Consider the following 15,718-nt stretch of genomic DNA (forward strand, 5'->3'; position numbering starts at 1 on the left):
GCCGGGCTGGACGCCCGGCGCCGAACGACGACCAGTCCGCGTTCGGAAGCCGCGCAGGTCAGGGGCCCGCCACCGGCAGCGGACGGGCCGTCGAACCAGCGCGGCGGGCCCGCAGGACGACGTCGTGGGCGTCGATCTCCCGCCCGTCCGGGGCGGTGAGGCGCCGTGGCCGGCGCTCCGCCACCTCGACGGCCCAGCCCGCGCCCAGCGAGGCGGCGACATCGGCGGCGGTCCAGCCCGTCTCCGCCACCCCCGGGCGAGGTGTCGGGATACCGAGGTCGTTCAGGTCGTGGCCGACGACCAGCAGCGTTCCACCGGACCCGACGGCGGCCGCGAGGTGGGCGAACAGCGCCGGGCGACGGGCCGGTGGCAGATGCAGGTAGTGCGCGGTGACCAGGTCGAACGTCCCCGGCGCTTCGTGCTCCGACAGGTCGATGTGCAGCCAGGCGATGTCATGCCCGAGCTCCTCGGCCGTCGCGGCCGCGCGGCTCAGCGCGAGGGTCGACAGGTCGGCGCCGGTCACCTTCCAGCCACGGGCGGCCAGCCAGAACGCGTCCCCGCCCTCCCCGGACCCGGCGTCGAGCGCGGTGCCCGCGGGCAGCTCGGCGACCTCGGTGACCAGCACCGGATTCGCCCGGCCGCTCCAGATCTTCGGCCGGGCCCGGTACCGCTCGTCCCAGGCCTCCTCACTGAACTCGCTCTCCCAGTCGTGATCACTGTGCCCGTGCCCGTGCGCATGCCCGTGGCCATGGGAGTGATCATGACCGTGACCTGTCGCGTCCATCCGCCTGCTCCTCGGATCCCTCGATGAGGGCGGTGCCGGTCAGGGTCGACAACCGCCTGCTGGCGACCCTGCGCGAACGTCCACGGAGCTGACAAAAATCTTTGCCGAATCGGCAAACAAGCGGGGCGGTGAGATGGGGAACTCACGTAACTGGGCCCGCATCCGCATCCGCACCACGCGACGAACGGCGCTCCGAGACGGGGCGACAGTCTTCGGCATGGCGGGTCACCCTCCGGGGAGGCCGCGGTATCTCCTGGATCGTAGGCACTACACCCTGTAACGACGACCGGAAAGTCAAATCCGCGTAGTTTCTGCGCTTCTACGCCGCAGCGTCGCAGCCTCGGGCCCAGCGCTCCAGACATCCGTGCACACCGCGATGACGCAAGGGCCATGATTACGCTGTGGTCGCCACCAATTTGCTCCGCGTAGTATTTGCGGTCGTCGTACTCGCAGGGACGGGAGCGTGTTCGGCGCCGACGGCCCCAGCGGAGCCGTCACCACCCAGCGACGGCGCCGTCCTGCCCGCCGGGGCGCCTGGCGGCGGAGATCCGAGCATCCCGCCGCTTGATACGGCCCGAGGGCCGCGTGTGACCTCACCGGTTCGAACGCCGGTCCCACCGGTAGAAAGCACAGTGCCAACAGCCGCACATACCCCTAGACCTCCCAAGACGACCGACGTGGAAACGCCGACAACCTCGCCAGGGGAACCACCAACGTTTACCCAAACACTCGACCCGACTTCGACCCCACCGTCGCCGTCTTCCACGCTTCCGCCTGAGGGCGTGAACGGGGCCGGTGGTCGCTAGGCGAGCGAGCGGGGCCTCGTGTCCACGCGGTAGGTAGCGGGGTTGTCGTCGAGGACGACGACAGGAGCTCCGTTGTCACGGCGCCAGTCCGCGGGAAGCAGGAACCAACGGCCCTCGCTGTAAAACAGCACGTGCAGTCCGGTATAGCGGAAGCGCCAGTCGCTCTCCCCCAGGGGAAGCGAGGTGACATTTATGCCGTAGCCGTCGAGCTGCAGCCGCTCCTTGGTGTAGACGATGGCTTCCGGCTGGTGCGGAACGTCACTGGCGACCGCGTAGGTGACCTTCGCTCCTTCGCTGGCCGCCTGGACCGCGAAGCCCCAGAACACAGCGATGAGCACGACCGATCCCAGCAACGCGCGCCGCGCGAGGGTGCCCCCGGAACTCATCAACGGAGACGGGGGCTCACCGCGCCGCCGGCGACGGCGTTGCCGCCAGCGGCGTAGCCGTTGCCCCTCGGCCAGGTGGACGGCGTACTCAGCCAGGATCGCGCCTAGCCCCAGCGGGACCGCTACCTCCTCTCGCGTGAACCACCATGGGCTGCCTGGAAGGCGACCGAATCCGTCGAGCGCGGCCAGGAACGACAGCGCGGAACCCACCGCCACCGCAGGCGCCGCAGCTCGACACCACCGGCTCTGGGGCGACAACTTGTGTAGCCCCCGGGTCATCAGCAGGTGCACGACAATGCCGACCAGCGCCAGCACCGCGAGCACGACAAGCCGGTCGAACACCAGTCGGGAGCTGCGTACAACGTAGTCCTGGCTGGAGAGCCCAAGCCGGCTGATTGAGATCCCGAAGTAGTCACAGACCACCTGGGTCCGTACGTACCCGAAGTAGTAGAGCAATGCAGTCAGCAGCGGAACCGGGACTACCGCGAGCGCTGCCAACTCCAGCGCTCGCTGCCACGACGGCGCGCCCTCAGTGGCAACCACACGCCACGCCCCGGCCTACCCCCATGCGCACATGCTCGCACAGTGTGGATGATTGCTCGCTATGAGCGTCAACGGGGGGCGCGGGAGACCGCAGTTGATCTGGCTGACAGCTGGCGCTGCGGCCGTGCTCGCCGGCGCGGTGGCATGGCCCGCCGGGCAGGGTGGCTGGGCCGCGGTGCTGGTCGCGGCAGGGGTCCTGCTGACGGTGCTCCCAATCCTCCTCGACCGCGAGGCCTCCCGCGCCGGCGACCTGGACATCAAGATGGTCGCCGACCGGCTCGCCGCCGCCGTGCGCAAGCAGTGGGCAGACGAGGCGAAGCGCCGTGAGATCACCAGCCCGCCGCTGGCCGTCTCCTGGCGCCCCGTCAACCCGTCTCTGGTTCAGCCCTGGACCTACCTGCAACAGCTCGCCGGCGACGGCGCTGGCTGGCCCACCACGACGGCGACCGCCGCCGGGCCGCAGGACCTCGCCGGCAGCGGCCCGCAGATCCTCACCACCTACGACCGCACCCCCTGCGGACGCCTCGTTGTGCTCGGCGAACCCGGAGCAGGCAAGACAGTCCTGCTGCTCCGGCTGGTCCTGGACCTGCTCGCGCGCCGCCAAGACGGCGAGCCCGTACCCCTGCTTGTGCCGCTCGCGTCCTGGAACCCTGACGGACAGAACCTGAACGACTGGCTGGAAAGCCAGATCCTGCGCACCTACCCGGATCTCACTGGCTCGATCTCTGCCGGAGGTAAATCCCGAGCTAGAGCACTCCTGGACGACGGGCTGATCGTGCCCATCCTCGACGGCCTCGATGAAATCCGCGGCGGCAGCCGCGCCCAGGCACTCGTGAAGATCAATGCCACTTTGGGTAACCACACCGGCATGGTTCTGTCCAGCCGCGTGAAGGCATTCCGCAACGCCGTGCGCCCACGACCGGGCGTCGGCCCGATCCGACTCGAAGGCGCCGCAGGGGTACACCTGGACCCGATCGCCCCGCACGCCGTCGCCGACTATCTGATCGCCACGGCGGGCGAAGGCGGACAGACCCGCTGGGCCGCCGTACGGACCGCGGTGACCAGCCCCGGCACGCCGCTCGCCCGGACACTGGTGACGCCGCTAATGGCCAGCCTCGCCCGCACCATCTACAACCCCCGCGACGGCGAATCCACCATCGGCCTCCCCAACCCCGCAGACCTGGCCACCCTGCAGACCAGGGCCGCCATCGAACAGCACCTGATCGCCGGATTCGTTCCTGCCGCCTACCGACCCCACCCCCACCAGTCCACGCACTGGAACGCCGAGCAGGCCACCGGCTACCTCAGCTTCCTCGCCCGCCACCTCGAACACCGCCTGCGCACCACCAGCCTCGCCTGGTGGGAGCTGCCGCGCGCGACATCACGCTCGCTTCCGATCATGACGGTCTGGTCAGCGGTCGCGCTCGCGTTCACGGTCGCGGTCGGACTGACATCCGGGCTCACGGCGGGGCTCGCAGGCGGGTTCGTGAGCGGGTTCCCAGCGACGCTCTCGTTCGCGGTGGCCGAGGGACAGGGCGGGTATTCCCGCCATCTGGTAACGCTGCGGCGGCTCCGGCTCGCCGAGATGGCGGCAGTGCTCGCAGCCGGGCTCTTCGCCGGCGTCACGATCGGGGCAATGGTAGGGGTCAGAGGCGGGATCGGGGGCGGGATCGGGGTCGGGTTGGTCTGTGGGCTCGGGGTCGGGTGCGTCACCCAGCTCGTGGAGACGTTCGCACCGTTTGCCAACGCGGACGTGAGCCGCGCCGCAGACCCTGGAAGCCTCCTGGCCCAGGACCGGACCAGCGGGCTGGCGAGCATGCTCATAGCCGGGCTCGCCGCCGGATTCGCTGCCGCGAGCATCGCCGGGTTCGCCGCCGCCCCCGGATTCACGATGGGGCCTGCCGCCAGGCTCACCTTCGCTCTCGCGTTCGGACTCGTGGTCGGGCTCGTGGTCGCACTTGCTTCGGCGTGGGGCCGCCTCGGGCTTGCCCGGCTATGGCTGGCCACCCGCCGCCAGCAACCCCTGCACCTGATCGCCTTCCTCGAGGACGCCCACGCCCGCGGCGTCCTGCGCCAGGCCGGCGCCGTGTGGGAGTTCCGCCACTCCAGCCTCCAGCGCTACCTCGCGGGCCCGCCGTGAGATCGGTGCTCGACTGGTCCTGACAGCCGCCGGCAGCCTGGCCGGACCTCACACCACAGTGCGTGTCGTTCGGCGGCCTGCGCCAGCACCGCGGCGGGCAGGACGGCCGGAACGTCGGGCGCGAAGTCGATCACTCGCCAGACCGAGGCGGGCCGGTTGTCGAACTCGCCGCTGGTGCCGGCCGCGCGATGTGCGTCCTCGGCTGCCGAGCGTAACCATCTGTCCACGCCGTTTGAGGACCGCGGGGGCCGGGGCCCACCGGCGAAGCTGCGCCTAGACCGGATCCGCCGCCTCGACGGCCGCACCCGCGATGTCAGCCGAGGTGGCGGAGTCCTTCCCGTCAGCGGAGTCGTCCCCGTCAGCGGAGTCGTCCCCGTCAGCGGAGTCGTCCGCGCCGGCCGCGGTCGGGTCGGTCCGGCCTCGGCGCGAGTCGCGCATCAGTGGGAAGAGGACCACCTCCCGCAACGTCGGGGCGTCGGTGAGAAGAGCGATGAGCCGGTCGATGCCGATGCCGAGCCCCGACATCGGCGGCATGCCGTACTCCATCGCCTCGATGAAGTCCTCTTCGAGCATCATCGTCTCGTCGTCGCCGGCCGCGCGCAGCTCGGCCTGTTCCTCCAGCCTGCGGCGCTGCTCGACCGGGTCAACCAGCTCCGAGTAGGCCTTCACCAGCTCCCAGCCGTTGACCACCACCTGGAACATGTCCAGCTGGGACGGATCGGAGTCGCTGCGCCGGGCCAGCGGGACCAGCTCCGCCGGGTGGTGCAGCAGGAAACACGGCTGGATCAGATGCGGGCGGACGGTCTTCTTGTAGAGCAGGTCGACGAGCCCCGCGTAGGAGGCCGCGTCGTCGACCTCGAGGCCGAGCTCGGCGATCCGCGCGCGCAGCGTCGGCAGATCACGAACGACCGTCAGGTCGATACCGCTGTGCCGGGCGACCTCGGCGCGGTAGTCCAGCTCCGGCCATTCGGCGCCGAAGTCGAGCTTCACCCCGCCGTAGGTGACCGTCCGGGACCCGAAGACGTCGTCGAGAACAGCGAGGATCATCTCCCGGACGAAACGCATGTTGTCGCGGTAGTCCCAGTAGGCCGCGTACCACTCGAGCATCGTGAACTCCTGCAGGTGCGAGGGGTCCATGCCCTCGTTGCGGAAGTTCCGGCCGAGCTCGTACACACGGTCCAGCGAACCGACGACGACCCGCTTGAGGAACGTCTCCGGTGAGATGCGCAGGTAGAAGTCCTCGCCGAGGGCGTTGTGATGCGTGATGAACGGCCGGGCGGCGGCTCCGGAGGCGGCCTCCTGCAGCATCGGCGTCTCAACCTCGAGAAAGTCGTTGTCGTCGAGGAAGCGACGGATGCGGGAGATGGTCCGGGCCCGGATGCGGAACCGTTCCCGGGAGTCGTTGTTCACCAGCAGGTCGAGGTAGCGGCGCCGTAGCCGGGCTTCGACGTTCGACAGGCCCAGCCACTTGTCCGGCAGAGCGCGCACCGTCCGGTTCAGCACGACGAGTTCGGACGCGCCGACCGTCCGCTCGCCGCGGCGGGTGGTGTAAAGCTTCCCGGTGACGCCGACGAAATCGCCGATCTTGACGGCGCGGGCCCATTCCTGGAAGGTGTCGACGCCCAGCTCGTCACGCGAGAGCGAGACCTGGACGCGCCCGGCACGGTCCTGAATGTGCCCGAAGACCAGGCCGCCCATCCGCCGCCACAGCACGACACGGCCGGCGAGGCGAACGACCTCGCCATCATCGGCGGCGCCGGCGGCGGCGGTCACCGAGTCGGTGCGATACCCGGAACGGGGACCGGCTGTGAACTCGTCCGTCGCCATGCACAACACCCTTTTGCGAGAGGTTCCGAGAGGTTCGCTGCCCGGGGGAACCCGGACGTCGTCACGGCCCGACGCCTCCGCGGGAGCGCCGACGGCCCGCACCCACAAGCCTACTGGCCGCCTCCACCCTGCCCGTGTTCCGTGCCCGCGGCGGCTGGTCTCACCCGGCTCTCACCCGGCTTCCGCGACGGCCTGCGCGAACTGGGCCTGGTAGAGCCGGGCGTACGCCCCGTCCGCCGCCAGCAGGCTGGCGTGGTCGCCCTGTTCGACGATCGCGCCGTTCTCCATGACGAGGATCGTGTCGGCGTCACGAATGGTGGACAGCCGATGGGCGATGACGAAGGCGGTGCGCCCGTGGCGCAGCCGGGACATGGCCCGCTGGATGAGGACCTCCGTCCGGGTGTCAACGGAGCTGGTCGCCTCGTCCAGGACGAGGATCAGCGGCTCGGCGAGGAAGGCGCGGGCGATGGTGATGAGCTGCTTCTCGCCGCCGCTGACGCCGACGCCCTCGTCGTCGAGCACGGTGTCGTAGCCGTCCGGCAGGGTGCGCACGAACCGGTCGACGTGCGCGGCGCGCGCCGCCTCGACGACCTGCTCGTGGGTGGCGCCCTCGGCGCCGTAGGCGATGTTCTCCGCGATCGTCCCGCCGAACAGCCAGGTGTCCTGCAGGACCATGCCGATGGAGGAGCGCAGGTCGGCCCGGGACATCCCCGCGATGTCCGCGCCGTCCAGCGTGATCCGCCCGCCGGTGACCTCGTAGAACCGCATCAGCAGGTTGATGAGGGTGGTCTTGCCGGCACCGGTCGGGCCGACGATGGCGACGGTGTGGCCTGGTTCCGCGACGAGCGACAGGTCGTCGATCAGCGGCTTGTCCGGCTCGTAGCGGAAGGAGACGTGCTCGAACGCGACCCGGCCGCGGGTCTGCTCCGGTATGGCGGGCACCAGCGGGTCGGGCTCCTGCTCGGCGGCGTCGAGCAGGTCGAAGACGCGCTCCGCCGAGGCGACCCCGGACTGCGCCATGTTCGCCATGCTGGCCAGCTGCGTCAGCGGCTGGCTGAACTGCCGCGAGTACTGGATGAACGCCTGGACGTCACCGATGGACAATGACCCGGAGGCCACCCGAAGGCCACCGACGACCGCCACCAGCACGTAGTTCAGGTTGCCGATGAACATCATCGCCGGCTGCATGAGGCCGGAGATGGACTGGGCCCGCCAGCTCGCCTCATAAAGCCGCTCGTTGTGCTCGCGGAAGATCTCGGCGGCCTCGTCCTGCCGGCCGAACGCCCGCACCAGCATGTGCCCGGTGTACATCTCCTCGATGTGACCGTTGAGCTGCCCGGTCGTCTTCCACTGCTTCACGAACTGCGGCTGGGCGAGCTTGCCGACCCGCGCGGTCACGAGGATCGACACCGGGACGGTGACGACCGCGATCAGCGCGAGCAGCGGGGAGATCCAGATCATCATCGCCAGCACTCCGATGATGGTCAGCACCGAGGCGAGGATCTGGGAGAAGCTCTGCTGCAGGGTCTGGCCCAGGTTGTCGATGTCGTTGGTGACCCGGCTGAGCACCTCGCCGCGCTGGCTGCGGTCGAAGTACCGCAGCGGCAGCCGAGTGATCTTCGCCTGCACCTCGGACCGCAGGTCGCTCAGCATGCGTTGCAGGGCCTTGTTCACCAGGCGGGCCTGTGCGACGGCGCAGGCCGTGGCGACCAGGTAGACGATCAGCACGGCCAGCAGCACCATCCCGATCGCCGTGAAGTCCATTCCCTTTCCGGGGGTCACGTCGACGGACGCGAGCAGGTCGGCCTGGGTGCCGTGCCCCTCGGCCCGCAGCCGCGCGATCGCCTCGGCCTTCGTCGTGCCCGCGGGCAGCCGCGAGCTGAGCAGACCGGCGAACACCAGGTCGGTGGCGTGCCCGAGCAGCCGTGGCCCGGTGACGGTGAGGCCGACGCTGATCACGGCAAGGATGACCGCGGGCACCAGCAGGCCCCGCTGGCGGCTCAGCAGCCCGAGCAGCCGCCTGGTCGAGGCGGCGAAGTCGCCGGCCTTCTCTCCGCCGCCGCCCATGAAACGGGCGGGGCCGACCATCGGGCGGGGTCCACCCGCCGGTGGGCGCGTCATGCCGCCGCTTCCTCCTCGGTCAGCTGCGAGAAGACGATCTCCTGGTAGGTCGGGTTCTCGGCCAGGAGCTCATGATGGGTCCCGGTACCGACAATCTCGCCGTCCTCCAGGACGATGATCTGGTCGGCGTCCCGGATGGTCGCCACCCGCTGGGCGACGATCAGTTTCGTGGCGTCGGCGGTCTCCCGGGCCAGCGCGGCCCGCAGCCGGGCGTCGGTGGCATAGTCCAGCGCCGAGAACGAGTCGTCGAACAGGTAGATCTCCGGACGCCGGACCAGCGCCCGGGCGATCGCGAGGCGCTGGCGCTGACCGCCGGAGACATTGGTGCCGCCCTGGGCGACCCGGGTCGCAAGCCCGTCCGGCATCGCGGTGACGAACTCCCGGGCCTGCGCGATGTCGAGCGCCCACCACAGGTCGTCGTCGGTGGCCTCCGGGTTGCCGTACCGCAGGTTCGACGCGATCGTGCCGGTGAACAGATAGGGCTTCTGCGGGACGAGCCCGACCACCCGGGCCAGCAGCGCCGGGTCGAGCTCGCGGACGTCCACCCCGTCGATCAGGACGGCGCCCTCGGAGACGTCCGACAGCCTGGGAACGAGGCCGAGCAGGGTGGACTTGCCGCTGCCGGTGCTGCCGATGATCGCCACGGTCTGCCCCTGGCGGGCCGTGATGTCGACTCCGCGCAGCACCGGCTCCTCGGCGCCCGGGTAGCGGAAGCCGACGTCGCGCAGTTCCAGCTCGCCGCGCCCGGCCAGCTCCCGCACGGGCCGCACGGGCGGGGCGAGCGTGGACTGCGTGTCCAGGACCTCCTGGATGCGCTCCGCGCACACCTCGGCCCGCGGGAGCATCGCGAACATGAAGGTCGCCATCATCACCGCCATCAGGATCTGCATCAGATAGCTGAGGAACGCGGTCAGTGCGCCGACCTCCATGCCGCCGCTGGCGATGCGGTGCGCGCCGAACCAGATGACCGCGATGCTGGAGACGTTCACCACCGCCATGACCAGCGGGAACATCAGCGCCATGAGGCGCCCGATGCGCAGCGAGACGTCGGTGAGCTCGGTGTTGGCGGTGGCGAAACGCCGCTTCTCGTGCCCGTCCCGAACGAAGGCGCGGATCACCCGCAGACCGGTGATCTGCTCGCGCAGGATCCGGTTCACCTCGTCGAGGCGGTCCTGCATACGGCGGCCGAGCGGCGCCATGCGCCGGACGATCAGGACGACCGTCGCCGTCAGCACCGGCACGATCACGACGAGGAGCAGCGAGAGCTTGGCGTCCTGGTGCACGGCCAGCGCGATCCCGCCCAGGCACATGATCGGGGCCGAGATCATCATGGTGAACGCCATCAGCACGACCATCTGGACCTGCTGGACGTCGTTCGTCGCCCGGGTGATGAGCGACGGCGCCCCGAACCGCCCGACCTCGCGGGCCGAGAAGGACTGGACCCGGGCAAACACCGAGGCGCGCAGGTCGCGGCCGATGCCCATGGCGGTGCGCGCGCCGAACAGGACCGCGGCGGCAGAGCAGGCGGCCTGCACCAGCGTCACCCCGAGCATCAGCCCACCGAGGCGGAAGATGTATCCGGTATCGCCCGGGACGACCCCGTTGTCGATGATGTCCGCGTTCAGCGTCGGCAGGTAGAGCATGGCCAGCGTGGCCGTGAACTGCAGCGCCACCAGCAGGGACACCAGCCGCCGGTAAGGGGCGAGGTGACTCCGCAGAAGTCTGACAAGCATGTGATCTCCGTCGGCGAATAGTCCCGGTCGGCGGCCACCGCAGCCAACTGGAACTGTACGACCGGTACGCGCAGGTCGATCGGGTCCGCGAGTGCGACCGATACGGAGAGTACGACCGTTTTCGCGGCCACGGGGCGTACCCGACCTCAACCGGCCGGCGTCGGCCCGCTCGGCCGACCCGGCCGACGGCTGGCGAGCAGCAGGTTCCGGACGGATCAGGAAGTGAGTCGGCCCCGGCCCGAACAGCCCCGCCTCCGGAAACGGGAGGCGTCGGCTGCCCGGGACCGGGGCCGATCAGATCGCGACGTCAGCGACGCTCGAGGAACCAGGAGACTCCAAGAGCCACCGCCAGGACCACACCGACGATCAGCAGACCGCCGAACGTGTAGAAGCCCACCGTCTTCACCAACGCGACGAGGATCGGTAGCGCGGCCGCGAGCAGGAAGATCCCGCGGCTGCGTACCGGAGTGTTGAGAAGGGCGGTGATCTTGCGCGGCCAGCTCTCCCGCGCCACGTTGAGATCATCGATCATGATCGGAATCGCCCTGATGGTGGACCAGCTCAGCGCGACGAACGCAATCGCCAGGCCCCACCCGTAGAGGAAGCCGAGACCCCGCCCGAACGCGTCGAACGAGGAACCTGCTCCGACCACCGTGATCGCCAGCGGGATGTACCAACCGGTCGTGCGGTCCTGCCGGGCCTGCCCGGCGAACCGGCGGGCCTGCGCGAAGCGCTCTCCCTGCCAAGCGCCGTCACCTGGGTTCATGTTGACCATCGACCTTTCCTCCTTCGACGGCCCCCAGTCCGTCCTGACCCGCTGAACTCCCCACGGCCCGCGACGCCCGGACCTCGCGGACCGTGCACCCCCGGTTGCAGGTGCGCACCTTCGCATCGTCCTTCAGAAACGACCGCCATCGCGGCCGGATCCGCCACCTTGGGAGGAACCCGCAAGCACCTGACCTGATTGCCCGACTTCCACCAACCTGGACACACCCAGTATCACGGATACCCACCCGCAGCCGACCTACATCCGCCGATCGTCACAATCCAGGACGGGCGGGCGGCTGCCCGGGTGACATCACTTCCAGCGACGTCCGCCCCAGGGGACATCCACACGAAGTGCTCGAAACAGCACCCTCCGTGGCTGCCACGGAACATCGTGGCGTGGCACACCACCCCCACGCGGCGCAGCCGGTAGGAAAAACCGGATCGGGGCTGGCTTGAGAGAGGCATCACCCATGAAGCGCTCCGTCCGCAACCTACGCAGAACCGTTCTGGCGATCCTCGCCGCCGGATCACTCGCGCTGCTCACCACCGCGGCCGGCTGCCAGCCCGGAGAGCCCTGCCCGTATCCGCCCGGCAAGCACCGGAGCCACTGCTGATCCGATGATCCGACGCGACGCCGTTCGATCGCGTCCGTCGCGTCCGTCTCGCCGGTCGGCGGCGTCCGTCTGACGCCTCCGACCGCGCGACGAACCCATCACGTCAGCCGGAATCCGGACCCGCGATCCGGATTCCGGGTTTTCACTCCGCATCGGGACGTATACGGTCGCACCCCCGCGATCCGCAGCTTTCGGCCCGAGCGAGGTTCAGCGATGCGACGCCTTTTCCGCCCCGCCATCGGTATTGCGACGGCCGCGTGCGTCGCGGTCCTGGCCGCGAGCTGTACCAGTGACGGGTCACCCGACGGTCGCACAGCCACCGACCCGGGTACGCCGACGGCGGCCGCGACCGCGCCGACGAAGCGGGTCACCGTTCCCGGCGATACCTGGGAGACGGTGGATCCGGCCGAGGTCGGTCTCGACCCGGCAAAGCTCGACGAGATCGCCGACACCGCGGAGCGGGGCAAGTCAACCTGTTTACTGGTATCCCGAAACGGGAAAATCGCTGGCGAATGGTACTTTCGGGGCAGCACGCCGAGCACTCCCAGCGCGGTGTATTCCGTGACCAAATCGCTCACCTCCACGCTGGTCGGCATCGCCCAGGACGACGGTGACCTGCGGCTGGACGACTCCGCTGCCACCTGGATCCCGCAGTGGAAGGGCACGGAGTCCGAGGCCGTGACCATCCGTGACCTGGTCAGCAACGACTCGGGCCGGCAGTGGAGCCTGAAGATCGACTACCAGGATCTGATCCGGGCCCCGGACAAGACCGCGTACGCCGTGGCGCTGCCGCAGGAGAAGGCGCCCGGGCAGGTCTGGGCCTACAACAACTCGGCCGTCCAGACGCTCGAGGAGGTGCTGCGCACGGCCACCGGCGAGGAGGTGACCGACTTCGCCCGTGAGCGGCTCTTCGAGCCGCTCGGCATGGACGACAGCCGGATGACGACCGACGCGGCCGGCAACACCCTGACCTTCATGGGGCTGCAGTCGACCTGCCGTGACATCGCCAGGCTTGGGTATCTTATGTTGGCGCATGGAAACTGGAACGGCGAGCAGATTGTCTCCGGCGACTGGGTCGACGCCGCCACCGGCACCTCGTCGACGGAGATGAACGCAGCCTACGGATATCTTTGGTGGCTCAATCGCGAAGGTGTTCTCGCCCAGCCGCTCGCGGCTTCCGACATTTCCGCCGCGGCCGATACGACAAAGAAGAACGGTAGTCTCGTGCCGGGCGCCCCTGCGGACATGTTCTGGGCAATCGGGCTCGGAAACCAGATCCTGCAGATCGATCCGGGGTCGGGAACAGTCGTGGTGCGGCTGGGTACGCCCGAGGCCCGACCAGTACCGCCGACATTCGGCACCGCGGAAGCGGCCCGGGTCGTGACCGAAGCGCTTGTCGGCTGATCCTTCTCCATCGTCGACTCGGACCAGCGGCAACCTCGGTCGTACCGTGAGATGAATAAGATCACCCATTCGATCCAGGTGGACCAGCAGCGCCGAGGAACGCCGCTCCCCGAGCAGGGAGCGGAGTTCCAGGACCGACACAATCACGATGCGGAACACGAGAACGTTCTTCGGCCGTGGTTCGGCGGCACCCACGGCACGGCGAACCGACGAACCCACGGCGAACCCACGGGGACTGCGACACCGCCGACGCGACCTGGGCCCTCGCCCTGGACCGGCCAGCACCAGCCGGTCCAGCACCGGCGCCGCCACCACGACGCCCGTCGTCAACACGACGCCCGTCGTCAACACGACACCGTCTCGAACCGACCAGCTGCGACAGTTGCGCCGATGCCGATGATCGGGCAGTCCGGTTGCGCCGGCCTTCCGCGACACAGGCACCCACCGAGACCGACCCGAAGTTTTCTCGGTCAGCTGGTTGTGCGAACTTGCCGCGCATCTCGCCACCCAGTTTCCTCGTCTCCCAGAGCCCACCGGCAACAGGCCGCCGCTCGGAAAAGGGGTAAAGGAGATGCGGGAGCGCTTACACGGCGACGCGACCAGGAGTCGCACTTCACGCCGCGCGAACGAGGCCGACCCGGCACCAGCTAACCGGCCCCGCGGACCGCACAAGGGCCCACGCTTCACCAGGCATGATCGTTCGCTGTACAACGAAACCGCGCAGATTCAGCGCGCGTCCACATCAGGCGCACCCGAGCCGTATCATGCGCAACAATCAGAGTGGATCGCCGGGGAACGTGCCCGCCCCACCGCCCCACCGCCCGATGCGCCGAGAGCACGCGGGCGAACGAAGCAGAGAGAGGATCCGCGCAGTGCCGCGAACTCGCCCGCCGGCCGACATGCCGCCCCTCGCCCGGACGGGGTGTGGGTGACTCTCGCGGGGGCCCGCCCCAAAGGGCCGCGCGCAGACCTCAAGGACGGGCCACAGAAAGTTCTTCTGACGCGCTTAAATGAGCTGAACAACCCCTATCGCGTCAGTTACGAAATGGTTGCGCGCGAGCTCTGGGCCGACACGGATCCCTCGAAGATCCAGAGGTCGCGGACCAGGGACCTGAGCCGCCAGTTCCGCGGCGAGAAGGCGATCGAGTGGCAGGTCGTCGAGATTTACGTCCACCTGCTGTTCCCCGACCCCGGCACCGGCACGGAGCGTTCCGAGCTTCTGGAGCACCTGCGCCTGCTCCATGCCGAGGCGTTCGGCCAGACCGTCGCGCCCGACGGGCAACCGGCGCCGGAGGCCGAGGAGCCCGTGATCGACGCAGCGTACGTCGCGGAGCTCTCACGGCAGCTCGACGAGGCCCGCACCCGAGCGGCCTTCGCGACCGCGCTGCTGGTCATCGTCCAGGCGGAGAACACCGCGCTGAGGGGCCGCGGTCGGTCCTTCGACTGGTTCGGCACCACCGCGCGGGCCGATCAGCCCGCGCCGCCCAACCGCACGCGACGGCGAGCGACGACTTCGGGCTCGTCCTCGGGCGGCAGAGTCCAGACCGATCCGACCCCAGCCGCCGGCTCCGACGCCAGTTCGATCGACCCGGTCACCGCGCCCATCGCCCGCAGGCAGGCCTACCGGGCCGCGCAACGCCGCCGCTCCGGCTCACCCGCGGGGTCCGGCGAGGCACTGCCGCCCGGGCATCGAGCGGCCTCGGTGAACCCGGTGGTACCGACGCCGTCCACGAGCTACTCACTCGCGGCGCTGACCCGCTACCGGCCGGCACCCGCGTCACCTCGGCGCCTGCCCGGAACCGAGGTCCCGCCCGACGATCTGGGGCCTGACATCCTGGTCGGGCGGGAGAAGCGGCGCCGCGGTCGGCCACGATGAGGCGCTGACACCCCCCGGCCGGCCGGGGGGGGTGGGGCGCGGGTCGACGCCGGCCGGCCCGCGGACCGTCGATCCGGCGGCCGTCCCGGGCCATCCGGCACAGTCTCGGGCCGCTCGGTGGGCTACCAGGCAGCCCAGGGCCGCCGGCGGCAGTCGCTGGGCTGGCGGGCTGGGCTAAAGGAGCGAGATCCCTGCGGACCGCTGCTCCAGGGCCAGCAGATGGCGCTTGCGTTCCAGGCCACCGCCGTACCCGGTCAGGCTGCCGTTCGCGCCGATCACTCGATGGCAGGGCACGATGATGCTGATCGGATTCCTGCCGTTGGCGAGCCCGACAGCGCGGGACGCCCGCGGCTGGCCGATCCTGCGGGCGAGCTCCCCGTAGGAGATGGTCTGGGCGTACGGGATGTCGCGCAGTGCCGACCACACCTCGCGTTGGAACTCCGTACCGGCTGGCCGCAGCGGCAGGTCGAAGGTCGTCCGCCGGCCGGCGAAGTACTCGGCGAGCTGATCGGCCGCCGCTGCGAACGCGGAGTCGTCCCGGTCGCCGAACCAGGCCGGGTCGGGCACGTGACGCCCGCCGTCCATGAAGAGGCCGACGATCGCGCCGTCCCGGCCCACCAGGGTGATCGGACCGATCGGGCTGTCCACGACAGTATGGATGCGCCCGGAGGCGTTCGGCCGCGAAGCCCTGGCCCGAGACATCACCTGAAGTGAAT

11 protein-coding genes are annotated in these 15,718 nt (G+C 69.8%); 4 read left to right on the forward strand and 7 right to left on the reverse strand.

Translation table 11 applies throughout. From position 1 onward, the window contains the following. Nucleotides 1–58 precede the first annotated feature (58 nt). Both ACG83_RS22405 and ACG83_RS22410 read right to left on the reverse strand, forming a co-directional pair. Nucleotides 59–784 (reverse strand): class I SAM-dependent methyltransferase, encoded by a 726-nt coding sequence (locus ACG83_RS22405; RefSeq protein WP_235498097.1) that lies wholly within the window; start codon nt 782–784, stop codon nt 59–61. 802 nt (nt 785–1,586) lie between these two features. Beyond that, complete coding sequence (locus ACG83_RS22410) at nt 1,587–2,519, reverse strand: hypothetical protein (RefSeq protein WP_054568201.1); 933 nt, start codon at nt 2,517–2,519, stop codon at nt 1,587–1,589. 94 nt (nt 2,520–2,613) lie between these two features. Here ACG83_RS22410 and ACG83_RS22415 point away from each other — a divergent pair, with 94 nt between their 5' ends. Then, nucleotides 2,614–4,659 carry an NACHT domain-containing protein gene (locus tag ACG83_RS22415; protein ID WP_235498098.1) on the forward strand — a complete coding sequence of 682 codons (2,046 nt, stop codon included), beginning with the start codon at nt 2,614–2,616 and terminating at the stop codon, nt 4,657–4,659. A gap of 273 nt (nt 4,660–4,932) precedes the next feature. Here the strand turns inward: ACG83_RS22415 and lysS are convergent, their stop codons facing one another. From lysS to ACG83_RS22440, 4 genes are all read right to left on the reverse strand, one after another. After that, nucleotides 4,933–6,486, reverse strand: a complete 1,554-nt coding sequence (lysS, locus tag ACG83_RS22425) for a lysine--tRNA ligase (RefSeq protein ID WP_054568204.1) — start codon at nt 6,484–6,486, stop codon at nt 4,933–4,935. Between the two features lie 171 nt (nt 6,487–6,657). After that, nucleotides 6,658–8,607, reverse strand: coding sequence for an ABC transporter ATP-binding protein (locus ACG83_RS22430; protein ID WP_054568205.1), 1,950 nt, complete (start codon nt 8,605–8,607; stop codon nt 6,658–6,660). Then, nucleotides 8,604–10,340, reverse strand: a complete 1,737-nt coding sequence (locus ACG83_RS22435) for an ABC transporter ATP-binding protein (RefSeq protein WP_054568206.1) — start codon at nt 10,338–10,340, stop codon at nt 8,604–8,606. Before ACG83_RS22435 ends, ACG83_RS22430 begins: the two co-directional genes overlap by 4 nt. A gap of 307 nt (nt 10,341–10,647) precedes the next feature. Beyond that, on the reverse strand, nt 10,648–11,115 hold the full coding sequence (locus ACG83_RS22440) for a hypothetical protein (RefSeq protein WP_054568207.1): 468 nt from the start codon (nt 11,113–11,115) through the stop codon (nt 10,648–10,650). Between the two features lie 463 nt (nt 11,116–11,578). On the opposite strand from ACG83_RS22440, the gene ACG83_RS46125 reads away from it, so the two are divergent. The 3 genes from ACG83_RS46125 (at nt 11,579) to ACG83_RS22450 (ending at nt 15,002) form a co-directional block, all read left to right on the forward strand. Continuing rightward, nucleotides 11,579–11,722 (forward strand): hypothetical protein, encoded by a 144-nt coding sequence (locus ACG83_RS46125; RefSeq protein WP_006541121.1) that lies wholly within the window; start codon nt 11,579–11,581, stop codon nt 11,720–11,722. Nucleotides 11,723–12,118: 396 nt separating this feature from the next. Further along, nucleotides 12,119–13,126 carry a serine hydrolase gene (locus ACG83_RS22445; protein WP_235498099.1) on the forward strand — a complete coding sequence of 336 codons (1,008 nt, stop codon included), beginning with the start codon at nt 12,119–12,121 and terminating at the stop codon, nt 13,124–13,126. 1,045 nt (nt 13,127–14,171) lie between these two features. Further along, nucleotides 14,172–15,002, forward strand: a complete 831-nt coding sequence (locus ACG83_RS22450; protein ID WP_054568209.1) for a hypothetical protein — start codon at nt 14,172–14,174, stop codon at nt 15,000–15,002. A 174-nt stretch (nt 15,003–15,176) separates the two neighbouring features. Here the strand turns inward: ACG83_RS22450 and ACG83_RS22455 are convergent, their stop codons facing one another. After that, the gene (locus ACG83_RS22455; protein ID WP_054568210.1) at nt 15,177–15,704 is read right to left on the reverse strand and encodes a methylated-DNA--[protein]-cysteine S-methyltransferase; all 528 of its coding nucleotides are present in this window, start codon (nt 15,702–15,704) and stop codon (nt 15,177–15,179) included. Nucleotides 15,705–15,718 lie beyond the last annotated feature (14 nt).

It is taken from the genome of Frankia sp. R43, from assembly GCF_001306465.1.
GTDB classification, from domain to species: domain Bacteria; phylum Actinomycetota; class Actinomycetes; order Frankiales; family Frankiaceae; genus Parafrankia; species Parafrankia irregularis.

Excerpts from the sequence above, each read along its gene's own strand:
- ACG83_RS22405 (WP_235498097.1), bottom strand. The coding sequence starts at position 784 with ATGGACGCGACAGGTCACGGTCATGATCACTCCCATGGCCACGGGCAT.
- lysS (WP_054568204.1), bottom strand. The coding sequence starts at position 6,486 with ATGGCGACGGACGAGTTCACAGCCGGTCCCCGTTCCGGGTATCGCACC.
- ACG83_RS22430 (WP_054568205.1), bottom strand. The coding sequence starts at position 8,607 with ATGACGCGCCCACCGGCGGGTGGACCCCGCCCGATGGTCGGCCCCGCC.
- ACG83_RS22435 (WP_054568206.1), bottom strand. The coding sequence starts at position 10,340 with ATGCTTGTCAGACTTCTGCGGAGTCACCTCGCCCCTTACCGGCGGCTG.
- ACG83_RS22440 (WP_054568207.1), bottom strand. The coding sequence starts at position 11,115 with ATGGTCAACATGAACCCAGGTGACGGCGCTTGGCAGGGAGAGCGCTTC.
- ACG83_RS46125 (WP_006541121.1), top strand. The coding sequence starts at position 11,579 with ATGAAGCGCTCCGTCCGCAACCTACGCAGAACCGTTCTGGCGATCCTC.
- ACG83_RS22450 (WP_054568209.1), top strand. The coding sequence starts at position 14,172 with ATGGTTGCGCGCGAGCTCTGGGCCGACACGGATCCCTCGAAGATCCAG.
- ACG83_RS22455 (WP_054568210.1), bottom strand. The coding sequence starts at position 15,704 with ATGTCTCGGGCCAGGGCTTCGCGGCCGAACGCCTCCGGGCGCATCCAT.